Origin of the sequence: Cupriavidus sp. IK-TO18 (assembly GCF_015549295.1) — a bacterium.
Classification (GTDB): domain Bacteria; phylum Pseudomonadota; class Gammaproteobacteria; order Burkholderiales; family Burkholderiaceae; genus Cupriavidus; species Cupriavidus oxalaticus_A.
The window spans coordinates 21,894-35,583 of the sequence record NZ_JADGMP010000031.1 but is presented as its reverse complement, the minus strand read 5'-3'; the positions used below and the strand labels follow the sequence as shown (position 1 = coordinate 35,583).

The window sequence follows — 13,690 nt, the reverse complement described above, 5'->3', positions numbered from 1 at the left end:
AATGTAGTGGGCGTGCCACCGGTGAGGACGTAGCCGGTTTCGGTTACGCGCGTGCGGATGGCGGGCGCCGCCATCCGTCCCGACGCAACTAACCTGAAAAAGCCGCCAGAGGCTGTGTCTCATCACCGTTGTGCGTAAACGTCAGGTCGGTGCGCTCACTTGATGCAGCAACGCCATTTTTGAACCCCTTGGGCTCCAATCTCGGAACAGCTTCAAGGCGCAGCCACCTCTTTCTGCCTAAATTGACAGAATTGCTTCGCTCCATCGTCACTGACTATGTCCGCGGCGCCAGCACGGCAAAAATCGCGGTGGCCCGCAGCAGACAACGTTCGCCGCTGAACACCCGACACGTGCCATAGCGCAGACGCGAGCCGAGCTTTTCGAAATCAACCCGCGCTTCCAGCCAGTCGCCAAGGCGGCCTGAATCCAGATAATCCAGGCTCAGGTTCACTGTGACGGCTTGCTTCGATTGCCCAGTTTCCAGGGACATCATCTTGCCGATCGCCATATCCGCGAGCGTTGCGAGCATGCCGCCATGGGGAATGCCGAGGTTATTCAGGTGGCATTCGCCGATGCGCACCGCCAGCGTGCGGCGCTCGGCGTGAATGTAGAGTCGTCCAAAGTTGGCCATGTACCCGCCGAGCTTGTCCAAGGCTACAAAGCCTTCCGGCACGCCAGCATCCGTCCCCGCCGTTTTTTTGCTCGGGGCGTCGGTGGTAGTGATCTCACATTCGGTCATGGTGTCATCCAAAGCATCGAGAATCCGCGAAGCTGCGCGCGGCACCTTGCGACCATACGTAGGCCGGTATCTCGCCTCTGCGCGAGTGCCACAAGCCGGCCGGGTTGACGTTGTGCAACGCCCGCAGAGATGCTGCAGGCCAACCGCCCAATATGGCTAACGTTGGAGCGGCTGCCGCATCCGGACAATATCGGCTCGTGGCACGGGACAGTACCTACTCCAGCCCCTAGTCAAGACTCAGATTTGAGTGGCGGACGATCTGGCCCCAAAGCCGCTGCTCGCTGTCGACGAAGGCTGCGAACTTTGCCTGCGGCTGTCCCCCCGGGAGGCTTCCCATCTCCCTGATCTTGGCCACGACTTCCGGATCGTGCATGGCCTTGATCAGGCTGTCCTGCAGCTTGGCGACAATGGCCGGCGAGGTCTTGGCCGAGACGAAGAATCCGGCCCAGCCCGTCACCACGAAATCATTGACGCCTGCTTGCGCCATGGTTGGCACCTCCGGCAGGCTGGCGACGCGTTCGGCGCTGGTGACTGCCAGGGCACGCAGTTTCCCTGCGCGTATCTGCGGCAGCGCTTGCGTGAGGTTGTCGAACATGAAGGTGGTTTCACCGGACACCAGCGAGGTGGTCGCCGGAACCGAACCGCGGTAAGGCACATGAATGGCCTTAGTGCCGGTGCGCATCCCAAACATCTCACCGCTCAGGTGCGTGGTCTGCCCGATGCCGGCGGAGGGGAAGCTAAGCTGGCCCGGCCGCCTCTTCAGCTCCTCGACCAGGTCCGCGACCGTCCTGATCGAGGACTGCGCGTTGACCACCAGTACGTTTGGGAACACGATCAGATCGGTGAGCGGGATAAAATCCGCGGGGCGATAGGGCAGTTGCTTGTAGGCGCTGTAGTTGATGGCGTGGGAACCGGTATTACCCGCCACCAGGGTGTAACCGTCTGCCGGCGCCCGAAGCAGTGCCTGCACGCCGATAATGCCGCCGCTTCCGGGGCGATTGTCGATGATGACAGGCTGGCCCAGCAGGCCCGCGAGCTTCTGTGCCATGACGCGGGCCGGAATGTCGATAGTGCCCCCTGGCGCGCCCGGAACGATGATGGTGATCGGCCGCTCCGGCCAGGCTGCGGCCGCCGGCGTCGTGACGGCGGCCGAGAACGTCGCCACCAGCGCCAACCCAAGCGCCGCCTTGATCAATAGCTTGAAACGCATATTTGTTCTCCTCCACGTAGTGGTATTGCCGTCAGTGGGCCGGCCGGATCATTCCGGCTCTTGCAGCCTCACTGCGCGACTGTGTGCGCCGAGCGCGGTCTTTAGCGCGCGGCCATCCGGATGGCACCGTCAAGGCGAATGGTTTCCCCATTGATCATCGGATTTTCAAGGATGTGCAGCGCCGTCGAAGCAAACTCGTCCGGCTTGCCCAGGCGTGCCGGATGCGGAACGGAAGCGCTGAGCGCGGCTCGCACAGTCTCCGGCAAGCGGTCCAGGATGGGGGTATCGAACACGCCCGGCGCGATGGTGCTGACGCGGATCAGGCGCTGGGCCAGGTCGCGCGCGGCCACCAGCGTCATGCCAACCACGCCGGCCTTGGCGGAAGCGTAGGGAATCTGGCCAATCTGCCCCTCGTAGGCAGCCACCGAGGCGGTGAGCACGCAGGCACCGCGCTCACCGTCGACGGGCTCGTTCTTTGCCATGCGTGCCGCCGCCAGCCGCAGCGAGTTGAAGGTGCCGATCAGGTTGATCCGTACAATCGATTCGTATTTTTCGATCGATCCCGGTGTTCCGTCCTTCTCGACCAGCCGCACGGTGCCGCCCAGTCCCGCGCAGTGGACCAGCGCGCGCAACGGGCCAAGCGATTCGGCCGTGTCGTAGACGCGGCCCATCTGCTCCGTATCGCAGACATCCGCCTGCACGAATCGCGCCTTGTCGCCAAGTACCTGCATGGCGGCGGCACCCCGCTCTGCCGACAGGTCGGCGATGACCACGGCGACGCCTCGTTCGAGCAAGCGGCGGGCGGTGGCCAGTCCCAGGCCAGAGGCGCCCCCGGTAACCACGGCAGACATGTTTTCCAGCTTCATCTTGGTTCTCCTATCCTTCTTGGTGTCATTCACCCTGGATCGACTTTCGCGATCCGGGTCAACGCCGCGCAACGATTGCGGCGTTCGTCATGCGCCCAGGCGCGCGTAGCGGACGCCAGCAGCGGCGGCCAGCGGTCGGCGTTTGCGCGTCGATTCAGTACGATTTCGGCAGCCCCAGCACGCGCTCGGCGATAAAGCACATGATCAGCTGCGGGCTGACCGGCGCGATACGCGGGATATACGACTCGCGCAGCAATCGCTCGACCCGGTACTCGCGTGAGTAGCCCATGCCGCCCAGCGTCAGGATGGCGGTCTGGCAAGCGTTGTGCCCTGCTTCCGCAGCAAGGTATTTGGCGGTGTTGGCCTCGGCGCCGCAAGGCTCGCCGGCGTCGTACAGCGCGGCAGCCTTGAGCATCATGAGGTTGGCCGCCTCGAGCTGCATCCATGCCTGCGCCAGCGGATGCTGCACCCCCTGGTTCATGCCGATCGGACGGCCGAACACGACGCGCTCCTTGGCATATTGCGTGGCGATGGCCAGCGCCGCGCGGCCCAGGCCGACGGCCTCGGAAGCGATCAGGATGCGCTCCGGGTTAAGCCCGTGCAGGATGTACTCGAAGCCGCGCCCTTCTTCCCCGATGCGGTCTTCCTCGGGAATGAACAGGTCGTCGATGAACAGCATGTTGGTGTCGACAGCGGCGCGGCCCATCTTGTCGATCTCGCGGATCTCGATCTTGCTGCGGTCAATCCTGGTGTAGAACAGCGACAGCCCGTCGGTGGGCTTCTTCACCGATTCCAGGGTCTGCGTGCGCGCCAGCAGCAGCATGCGGTCGGCCACCTGTGCGGTGGAGATCCAGATTTTTCGGCCGCTCACCGAATAGCCGCCCGGCACCTTCCTGGCAAAAGTCTTGAGCTTGCTCGTATCGAGTCCGGCGTCGGGTTCAGTCACGCCAAAACAAGCTTTTTCCTGGCCGGCGATCAGAGGCGGCAGATAACGACGTTTTTGTTCGTCGGTCGCGAACACCACCACGGGATTCAGACCAAACACGTTCATGTGCACAGCCGAGGCACCAGTCATCCCGGCGCCCGACTGCGAGATGGTCTGCGTCACCAGCGCGGCCTCCAGAATGCCCAGGCCGGCGCCGCCAAACGCTTCCGGCATCGCCACGCCCAGCCACCCGCCTTCGCACAGTGCCTTGTAGAACTCATGCGGATAGGTGCCGGACTTGTCGAGCCGGTCCCAGTACTCCATGTCGAACTGCGAGCAGACCGCCTGGACTGCCTCGACGATGGACTTTTGCTCTTCGGAAAATTGGAAATTCATTTCTGATCCTTGCTCAGATTGAGGTTTGAGATCGTGAACGACGCTGTGCACGCCCCTGGGATTCGATCAGGATGGCTGCACCGCTGGTTCGGGTGCCGGAATGTAAAATGGGCCAGTTTCAGGAGCGCCAGAGTCGACCTTGTGCCCGGTCATCGAGTGCACGCTCTATCTCCACGGTATGCTGCCCGCGCGTTGGAATCGGACCTGGTGCCGCAGCTTTTCCATCGAAACGCGGGGCTGGCCTTGCCTGCAGCTCGCCATCCTCCTCAACGTAAATGCCGCGTGCGACGTTGTGCGGATGTCTGGCCGCTTCATCCGGGCTGAGCACAGGAGCGAAGCAGACATCGGTACCTTCCAGCAACGCACACCATTCGGCGCGGCTCTTGCTGGCGAAGATCTCGGTAAGGTGCTTACGCAATTCAGGCCATTGCTGACGCTCCCATTGGGAGCTGTAGCGCGGATCGGCGGCGAGGCCGAGATGCTCAAGCAGCAATGCATAAAACTGGGGTTCGAGCGCGCCAACTGTGATATGTCCACCGTCAGCGCAACGATAGGTTGAATAAAAGTGCGAGCTGTCATGCATGCTGGCGCCACGCTCACCGCCGATGAAACCCTTGCGCCTCGCGCCCAATAGCAACTGGAGCATATGGGCGGAACCGTCGACGATGGCCGCGTCAACTACGGTGCCCTTGCCAGTGCTGCGTGCATTCAACACGCCCGACAGAATCCCCACCGCGAGATAGAGCGCGCCGCCTCCGACATCGCCAATGACGGTGAAAGGCGACGACGGCGGCTCTGCTGCGCTGCCGGCGTAATACAGCGCCCCGGACAGCGAAATGTAGTTGTTGTCATGCCCCGCAGCCTGGGCCAGGGGCCCGGTCTGACCCCAGCCGGTCATGCGGCCGAAGACCAGGCGCGGATTGCGCGCCATGCACACATCCGGGCCCAGGCCCAGACGCTCCATGACGCCAGGCCGCATGCCCTCGATCAGCACATCGGCGTCCTCGATCAGGCGCAAGACCAGTTCGCGGCCCTCCGGGGACTTCAGGTCTGCAACGATCGAGCGCTTGCCCCGGTTCAACAGCTGGCGATCAGCTGCCGTTTGGCCCGGCGCCGGACGCTCCACCGCAATGACATCTGCGCCCAGATCGGCAAGGTGCATGGCACAGAACGGCCCTGGCCCGATCCCGCTGATCTCCACAATTCTCAATCCCGACAGCATTCCTTCTCCTCCCCAACAAGCCCCGGCGCGGTCCGCCCTTTGCCATTAGCCGAGCCGGACGCCGCTGATTCCTTTGACCGGCGACCGGTTCTCCCGGCTCACAGGCTGCGGCCGATGATCTCCTTCATGATCTCCGACGTGCCGCCATAGATCCGCTGCACGCGGCTGTCCACGAATGCCCGTGCGATGCCATACTCGCGCATGAAACCGTAGCCGCCATGCAGCTGCAGCAGTTCGTCGACTGCCTGCCCCTGCGCTTCCGTGGCATAGAGCTTGGCCATGGCCGCCATTTCGCTGGTGAGCTTCTGCTCGAAATGCAGCGCGATGCAGTGATCGATGAAGACACGGCAGGCGACAGTCTTCGCCTTGATCTCTGCCAGCTTGAAGCGCGTGTTCTGCAGGTCGAACACCGGCTGGCCGAAGGCCTTGCGACTCTTGGTGTAGGCAATGGTGTCTTCCAGCATGGTTTCCATGACCACCGGGCTGCGCACCGAGACCATCAGTCGCTCCTGCGCCAGTTGGTGCATCAGGTAGCCGAAACCTTTGCCCTCTTCGCCCAGCAGGTTCGCGGCAGGCACGCGGACCTCGTCAAAGAAGAGCTCGGACGTGTCCTGTGCCTTGAGGCCGATCTTCTCCAGCAGCGGGCCCTTGGTGAAGCCGGCCGTGCCGGCTTCCACCACGATCAGGCTGATGCCGCGCGTGCCGGCGGCGGGATCGGTCTTGCACGCCACGATCACCAGATCCGAATTGGCGCCGTTGGTGATAAAGGTCTTCTGTCCGTTGATGACGTAGCTGTCGCCGTCGCGCCGCGCGGTCGTGCGCAGCGACTTCAGGTCGCTGCCGATGCCCGGCTCGGTCATGGCGATGGCGCCGATCTTCTCGCCGCGCGCCATCGGCGGCAGCCAGCGCTCCTTCTGCGCCTCGGTGCCGTAAGCGAGGATGTACGGCGCCACAATGTCAGAGTGCAGCGGAAAGCCCGGGCCGGTGGCCAGCACGCGCATCAGTTCTTCGATCACGACAATGGAATGCCCGAAGTCGCCGCCACCGCCACCGTACTGCTCGGGGATGGCGCACAGCAGCAGGCCTTCGCGGCCAGCCTTGAGCCAGGTTTCGCGCGGCACGCAGCCGACCTTTTCCCATTCGTGGTGGTAGGGTGCGATTTCGCGCTGGACGAATTTGCGAACCTGGTCGCGGAACTGTTCGTGATCTTCACGGAGGGCTGTTCGCATGGGGATGTCTCCTTTGGATGGTGCTTGTCTGGGTTGGCAGGCGGGCGGCTCAGCTGGCCGCCGCCGGGCTTTCGGCCGCCGCTGCGGCAGCGGCCGCGTACTGGTTGATGAGCAGCCGCTTGTAGAGCTTTCCGTTCTCGAGTCGCGGCAGCGCCGTGACGAAATCCACGCTGCGCGGGCATTTCACGTGCGAGATGTGCTGGCGGCAGAAGTCCAGGATCGCCGCGGCCAGCTCCGGCGTGGGCTGCTGTGCTGACTGCAGTTCGACCACCGCCTTGACGGCTTCGCCGAACTCCGGATGCGGCACGCCGATGACCGCGACATCCGCCACGCCGGGGTAGGTCGCAAGCAGGTTTTCGATTTCCTGCGGGTAGATGTTGACGCCACCGGACAGGATCAGGTCAGTGCGGCGCCCGGACAGATAGAGATAGCCGTCTTCATCGACGTGGCCGATATCGCCAAAGGTCGCGCAGCCCTGTGCATCGTAGGCGTCGGCGGTTTTCTGCGGATCGTTGTGGTAGGCAAAGCGCGGCGCGCCCGAGAACCAGATGCGGCCCTGCTGCCCCACCGGCACCTGCTGGCCCGCCTCGTCCTTGATGTGGATCTTGCCCAGCAGCGCGGGCCCGACCGTACCTGGCCTGCGCAGCCACTGCTCGCTGTCGACGCCGGTCAGGCCAATGCCCTCGGAGCCGCCGTAGTACTCGTACCAGACCTTGCCCCACCAGTCGATCATGCGCTGCTTGACGTCGGGCGGGCACGGTGCGGCGGCATGGATCGCCACCCGCATGCTCGACAGGTCGGCCTGCGCACGCACTGCGTCGGGCAGCGCCAGCAGGCGGATCATCATGGTCGGCACCCACTGGCTGTGCGTGACGCGGTATTGCGCGATCAGCTGCAAGGCCTGTTCGGCGTCGAAGCGGCTTGACACGATATTCTCGCCACCCCAGTCGATATTGCGCATCACGCTGCGCATGGGCGCCGCGTGATATAGCGGTGCCATGGTCAGGTAGACGGTGTCGCGGCCAAACTGGAAGAACTCGCGCCAAACCACGGCGTCATAGGCGTCGCGGAAGCGGTCGGCGAACGGCACCAGCGGGCGCCGGATGCCCTTGGGCTTGCCGGTGGTGCCGGAGGAGTAAAGGAAGTCGCGTCCCACCGCCCGCTCGGGCAGGGGCGCGCCGGTGTCATAGTCCGCAAGGGCTTGCGCAAAGGACAGGAAGCCGGGCGCTTCCCCGTCGAGCAGGTATTTGTCGCCGGTCCAGCCTGCGGCGGCTGCCGTCGCCAGTCCTGCAGCCAGTTCCGCCGTCTTGCGCGTCGCGACCAGCAGCCTGGCACCGCAATCGCGCAAGATATATTCCACTTCCGAAGGATTCAGGTGCACGCTTACAGGCGTGTAGTAGAGTCCCGCACGCCGTGCGCCCCAGGCCAGGGCGAACATGGCCGGGTGGTTTTCCATCAGCAGCGCGATCCCCTCGCCCTCCTTCAAGCCAGCACCGATCAGCCATTGCGCGACCAGGTTGGCGTGCGCATCGAGTTCACCGTAGGTCAGGTTCAATGTCGCCTGCCCATCGGTCAGCCGTACGGCGGCTTTGTCGGGTTGAACCTGCGCCCAATGGGCAAGCCGGTCCACGGTCTGTAGTGTCTCCATTGTCTCCTCTCTCCTCTGGTCCGGCCCTGCTCGTTTGCGCGGACCCGGATCTCCGTTACGTCAACCCGTCACAGCCAGATCAGCCATAGCTGGCTGGGGGAATGCCCAGCGCGGCCTCAATGCTGCGCACCATCGTGGCCAGGCGCGGACCCACGTCCTCCTCCAACTGGCCCGGCCGCAATTCGAAGCTCGGCACGGTGCAGGCGAACACGTAAATCTCGTCCGGCACGTTGGACCGCACCGGCACGGCGACGGCATCGAGTTGGTGATGCAGGTCACCGTGGCTGATGCAAAAGCCGCGTTCGGCCAGGTTCTTACGCGCTTCCGACATGCGATCGGCCAGCCAGGCGCCGTGCTCGGGATCGCTTGCGCGCATCGCCTCGACATAGCGCTCCCGTTGTTCGGGGGGCAGTGCCGCAAGGTAGGCCCGTCCCTTTGCCGTGCGCGACAGCGAGATATGGCTGCCCATCGCCGGCCGCACGGTCTCGCATTCCTTGGCCTGGGCCAGTTCGATAAAGACCAGGTCCAGGCCCGCGCCCAGTCCCAGCGAAACCTGGCCCCGCACGCGATCGGCCAGGGCCTGCATTGGGCCGAAAGCCAGCTGGCGGATACGCACCCGCGCCAGCAGCGGCGAAGCCAGGCGCGCCAGCCCGGGTGCCGGCTGAAAACGGCCGGTCAGTTCGTCGTAGCGCAGCAGGCCGGCCTCGCACAGCGTCGAGGCCAGGCGGAACAGCGTCGGCCTCGGCAGGCCGGTAGCGGCCATCAGGTCCCGGGCGTTCAACTCCGGCGTCGCGGTGGTGAAGGCCTGGAGGATCTGGATGCCGCGCGCCAGCGCACTGCCTGCGGCAGTTGCGCCACTTTCGGCTTGCAACTCGGATGGAAGCTCTTGAATTTGAGATTCACGTTTCATTTTGTATCTCCGTTTCACAAATTATGGACACATGATTTGACTTGCGCAACTATTTTCGAGACACTAATCTCACTTTTGGAGGAGACGCGATGACTGAAGCATTCATCTATGACGCTGTACGCACCCCGCGCGGCAAGGGCAAGCCCGGCGCCGGCGCGCTGTATGAGGTTAAGCCGATTGATCTTGTCGTCACATTGCTGGAGGCGCTGCGCCAGCGCCACGACCTGGATCCAGCGCGCGTGGATGATCTCATCATGGGCATCAGCTCCGCGGTCGGCGATCAGGGCTCCTGCCTGCCCCGCATCGCTGCTCTGTGCGCGCCGGGCGGCTGGACGCAGGTGCCCGGTATGGCACTGCAGCGTTTCTGCGGCGCCGGCCTGGAAGCGCTCAATATCGCCGCGGAGAAAGTCCGCTCTGGCTGGCACGACCTGATCGCCGCCGGCGGCGTGGAGTCGATGTCGCGCCTGGGCCTCGGCGCCTCCGGCGGGGCCTGGATCTATGACCCGGCCACCAGCCTGAAGATCGCTTATGTGCCGCAGGGGTTCAGCGCCGACATGGTCGCCGCGCTGCATGGCTTTTGCCGCGAACAGCTCGACGAGTACGCGCTGCGCTCGCAGGCGCTCGCCGCCGCGGCCCGGCGCGAGGGGCATTTTGCGCGCTCGCTGGTGCCGGTGCGCGATGCCAGCGGGCTGGTGATGCTGGACCATGACGAATACATTCGCGAAGAAACCACCGCGGCGTCGCTGGCGTCGCTCAAGCCGGCCTTTGGCGGCGCGCCTGGCGCGGCCAACGCCGTGGTAGCCCGCCAGCGCTATCCGGAACTCGATCGCATTGATGCCGTGCACACCGCCGGCAACTCCTCAGGGATCGTCGATGGGGCCGGCCTGGTGCTGATCGGCAGCGAGCGCATCGGGCAGGAGCTTGGCCTGCGTCCGCGTGCGCGCATCCTGGGCACGGGCCTGGCGTCGGTGGAAGCCACGCTGATGCTCACTGGCCCGGTGCCAGCCACGCAGAAGGCGCTGGCCAAGGCCGGCCTGCGTGCCGACCAGATCGACCTGTTCGAAGTCAACGAAGCCTTTGCCGCGGTGCCGCTGCATTTTGCCAAGACGCTCGAAGTGCCGCTGCAGAAGGTCAACGTCAATGGCGGCTCCATTGCGATGGGCCATCCGATCGGCGCCACGGGCGCGATCATCGTCGGCACCCTGCTCGATGAACTGGAACGCCGGCAGCAGCGCTACGGCGTGGCCACACTGTGCGTGGCCGGTGGCATGGGCGTGGCCACGGTCATCGAACGCCTCTGAGCCCCGAGACATCCAGAACCACGCACGCAGCCTATCAGCCCGCCCTGCCGGAGACCCCGAGATGCAAGCCCCGATTCAGTACCACAAGTCCGCCGACGGTATCGTCACCCTCACCTTCGATGCGCCGGAACAAAGCGTCAACACCATGTCCGATGCCATGCGGCAGTGCTTTGCCGACATGGTGACCCGCCTCGAAGCCGAGAAAACCGACATCGCCGGCATCATCCTGACGTCCGCCAAGGAAACCTTCTTCGCCGGCGGCGACCTGAACCGCCTCTACAAGATGCAGCCCGCCGATGCGCAGCGGCTGTTCGACGCCACCGAGCTCGGCAAGAACACCCTGCGCCGGCTCGAAACGCTGGGCAAGCCAGTGGTGGCCGCGCTCAATGGTACCGCGCTGGGCGGTGGCTTCGAGATCGCGCTGGCCTGCCACCATCGCATCGCGCTGGACAAGCCCAAGGTCCAGTTCGGCCTGCCCGAAGCCACGCTGGGCCTGATGCCCGGCGCCGGGGGCGTGGTACGCATGACCCGCCTGGTCGGCCTGGCTGCTAGCCAGCCGTATCTGCAGGACAGCAAGCTGATGTCCCCTGCCGAGGCCGTCAAGAGCGGGCTGGTTCACGCGCTGGCCGAGTCGAAGCAGGCGCTGCTTGACGCCGCGTGCGCCTGGATCATCGGCCACCCCGCGAGCACCCAGCCCTGGGACGTCAAGGGCTACGTGCCGCCGGGCGGCTGGAACGATGCGGACGGCCCCAAGCGCTGGATCTCCACCGCCGCTGCCGCGGTACGCGCCAGGACCAAGGGCTGTTACCCGGCGCCGGAAGCAATCCTGTGCGCCTCGGTCGAAGGCATGCAGGTGGACTTCGACACCGCCAGCCGCATCGAATCGCGCTACTTCGTGCAGCTCGTTACCGGCAAGGTATCCAAGAACATCCTGCGCACCTTCTGGTTCCGTGCCAACGAGATCAAGTCGGGCGCGCAACGCCCGCAGGGCGTCCCCAAGGGCAAGGTCGGCACGCTGGCCGTGCTAGGCGCGGGCATGATGGGCAAGGGCATTGCCTACGTAGCCGCAACACGCGGCATCGACGTGTGGGTCAAGGACGCGACCGTGGCGCAAGCCGCCGGCGCGCGCGATGCCGCCGACAAGCTACTCGCCAAGCGCGAAGAGAAGGGCGAGATCGATGCCGCCCGCCGCCGCGAGATCGTGGAGCGCATCCGCCCGGTGGAGCGCTATGAAGACCTGTCCCACGTCGATCTGGTGATCGAAGCCGTGCCCGAGAACCCTGCGCTGAAGGCCGAGATCACGCGGTCTGCGGAGCCGCTGCTGGCCGACCGGGCATTCTGGGCGTCGAACACGTCCACGCTGCCGATCACGGGCCTGGCCGAGGCGTCCGGGCGCGCCGACCGCTTCATCGGCATGCACTTCTTCTCGCCGGTGCACCGCATGCAGCTGGTGGAGGTGATCAAGGGCGAGCGCACGTCAAAGGAGACGCTGGCCCAAGCGCTGGACTTCGTCATGCAGCTGGGCAAGACCCCGATCGTCGTCAACGACAGCCGGGGCTTCTTCACCAGCCGCGTGTTCAGCACCTTCACACGCGAGGGCGTGGCGATGCTGGGCGAAGGCCAGGATCCCGCCGCGATCGAGGCGGCGGCTGCGTTTGCCGGGTTTCCCGTGGGACCGCTCGCGGTGCTGGACGAAGTCAGTCTGAGTCTCTCCTACAACAACCGCCTTGAGACGCTCGCTGCGTATGCCGCCGAGGGCCGCCCTCTTTCTGCGCATCCGGCAGACGCCGTGATGGCGCGCATGCTCGACGAATTCGGCCGAAAGGGCCGCGCCGCCGGCGGGGGCTTCTACGACTACCCGGCAGAGGGCGGCAAGGTGTTCTGGAGCGGACTGGAGCACCATTTCTTGCGCCCCGACGAGCAGTTCCCGCAGCAGGACAAGCAGGACCGGCTGCTGTTCTCCATGGCGCTGGAATCGGTGCGCATCCTGGAGGAAGGCGTGCTCGACAGCGCGGGCGACGGCGACATCGGCTCAGTGCTTGGCATCGGCTTTCCGCGCTGGACTGGAGGCGTGTTCCAGTTCCTCAACCAGTACGGCCTGGACAAGGCCGTGGCACGCGCCACGTACCTGGCTGAACACTATGGCGAGCGCTTCGCACCCCCGCAACTGCTGAAAGACAAGGCAGCACGCGGTGAACAGTTCTGACCGTACGGAACATTGAAAGGAGACAATCATGCAACCCATAAAGACGCTCGCCACTGCCCTTGTTGCAGCCACTTTCGCCGGCGCCGCCGGCTCAGCCCTTGCCGCGGACTACCCGAGCCGGCCGATCCGGCTGGTAGTGCCCTACGCCGCTGGCGGCACCATCGACCTGATGGCGCGCATGCTTGGACCGAAGCTGCACGCCGCACTGGGCCAGCCGGTGGTGGTGGAAAACCGTCCCGGCGGCGGCACCACCATCGGCGCCGCCTCCGTGGCGCGGGCTGAGCCTGACGGCTATACCCTGTTCCTCGGCTCCAATGCGGCTTTCACCATCAGCCCGCAGGTGATGTCAAACGTGCAGTACGACCCGCTGCGCAGCTTCGCCGCAATCGGAACGCTGGCGTCGTTTCCGAACCTGATCCTCGTCGCCCCGCAGTCGCCGTACAAGACGGTGGCCGATGTGGTGCAGGCCGCGCGCAAGTCGCCCAGCAAGATCAGCTACGCATCGTTCGGCGTCGGCAGCACCGCACAGCTGTCCGGCGAGGCGATCAAGGTCGCCTCCGGCACTGACATCGTCGAAGTGCCCTACAAGAGCGGTGCACAGTGCGTGCAGGCGCTGCTGTCCGGCGAAGTGACGTTTGCCTTCGACACCGCCATTGGCTCGGTGCAGCGCGTGAAGTCGGGCCAGGTGCGCGCGCTAGCTGTCACGTCGTCAAGCCGCCTGCCCGACCTGCCGCAGGTGCCCGGTATCACTGAAGCGGGCTATCCGTCGGCCGACGTGACTGCCTGGGTGGGCCTGTTCGCGCCGGCCGCCACGCCGCCAGCCGCGCGCACCGTGCTGAGCAACGCGTTGCGCAAGTTGATGAATGATCCGGAAGTCAAGCGCCAGTTCGCCAATCTGGGGGTGCAAGCCAGCTATCTGGACGGCGATGCCACCATGCAGCAGATGCGCAGCGAATACGTGCGCTTCGGCAAGCTGGTGGAGCAGGCCAAGATCCGCGCGAATTGAGCGGACCAGCCATTGCACTGACCCCTAGTCCT

Annotated in this window: 11 protein-coding genes; 3 read left to right on the top strand and 8 right to left on the bottom strand. The window is 65.0% G+C overall.

Annotated elements, in window-relative coordinates; all coding sequences use genetic code 11:
• Nucleotides 1–274: 274 nt before the first annotated feature.
• The 8 genes from IPF36_RS24190 to IPF36_RS24155 all read right to left on the bottom strand — a co-directional run bounded on the left by IPF36_RS24190 (nt 275) and on the right by IPF36_RS24155 (nt 9,145).
• Nucleotides 275–739, bottom strand: a complete 465-nt coding sequence (locus tag IPF36_RS24190; RefSeq protein ID WP_195430787.1) for a PaaI family thioesterase — start codon at nt 737–739, stop codon at nt 275–277.
• Between the two features lie 226 nt (nt 740–965).
• Entirely contained in the window at nt 966–1,949 is a 984-nt protein-coding gene (locus IPF36_RS24185) for a tripartite tricarboxylate transporter substrate binding protein (protein WP_195430784.1), read from the bottom strand.
• 101 nt (nt 1,950–2,050) lie between these two features.
• Entirely contained in the window at nt 2,051–2,815 is a 765-nt protein-coding gene (locus tag IPF36_RS24180; protein ID WP_022540126.1) for an SDR family NAD(P)-dependent oxidoreductase, read from the bottom strand.
• 154 nt (nt 2,816–2,969) lie between these two features.
• Entirely contained in the window at nt 2,970–4,136 is a 1,167-nt protein-coding gene (locus tag IPF36_RS24175) for an acyl-CoA dehydrogenase family protein (RefSeq protein WP_022540125.1), read from the bottom strand.
• A gap of 118 nt (nt 4,137–4,254) precedes the next feature.
• Nucleotides 4,255–5,358, bottom strand: coding sequence for a CaiB/BaiF CoA-transferase family protein (locus IPF36_RS24170; protein WP_195430782.1), 1,104 nt, complete (start codon nt 5,356–5,358; stop codon nt 4,255–4,257).
• 98 nt (nt 5,359–5,456) lie between these two features.
• Nucleotides 5,457–6,587: an acyl-CoA dehydrogenase family protein gene (locus IPF36_RS24165; RefSeq protein ID WP_195430779.1), complete on the bottom strand. Its 1,131-nt coding sequence runs from the start codon at nt 6,585–6,587 to the stop codon at nt 5,457–5,459.
• A 49-nt stretch (nt 6,588–6,636) separates the two neighbouring features.
• The gene (locus IPF36_RS24160; protein ID WP_195430763.1) at nt 6,637–8,235 is read right to left on the bottom strand and encodes an AMP-binding protein; all 1,599 of its coding nucleotides are present in this window, start codon (nt 8,233–8,235) and stop codon (nt 6,637–6,639) included.
• A 79-nt stretch (nt 8,236–8,314) separates the two neighbouring features.
• Nucleotides 8,315–9,145: an IclR family transcriptional regulator gene (locus IPF36_RS24155; protein WP_116323811.1), complete on the bottom strand. Its 831-nt coding sequence runs from the start codon at nt 9,143–9,145 to the stop codon at nt 8,315–8,317.
• Nucleotides 9,146–9,234: 89 nt separating this feature from the next.
• Here IPF36_RS24155 and IPF36_RS24150 point away from each other — a divergent pair, with 89 nt between their 5' ends.
• From IPF36_RS24150 to IPF36_RS24140, 3 genes are all read left to right on the top strand, one after another.
• Nucleotides 9,235–10,446, top strand: coding sequence for an acetyl-CoA C-acetyltransferase (locus IPF36_RS24150; RefSeq protein ID WP_195430761.1), 1,212 nt, complete (start codon nt 9,235–9,237; stop codon nt 10,444–10,446).
• A 61-nt stretch (nt 10,447–10,507) separates the two neighbouring features.
• Nucleotides 10,508–12,652 (top strand): 3-hydroxyacyl-CoA dehydrogenase NAD-binding domain-containing protein, encoded by a 2,145-nt coding sequence (locus tag IPF36_RS24145; RefSeq protein ID WP_195430759.1) that lies wholly within the window; start codon nt 10,508–10,510, stop codon nt 12,650–12,652.
• Nucleotides 12,653–12,680: 28 nt separating this feature from the next.
• Nucleotides 12,681–13,658 carry a tripartite tricarboxylate transporter substrate binding protein gene (locus IPF36_RS24140; RefSeq protein ID WP_195430757.1) on the top strand — a complete coding sequence of 326 codons (978 nt, stop codon included), beginning with the start codon at nt 12,681–12,683 and terminating at the stop codon, nt 13,656–13,658.
• The last annotated feature ends 32 nt before the right edge of the window (nt 13,659–13,690 follow it).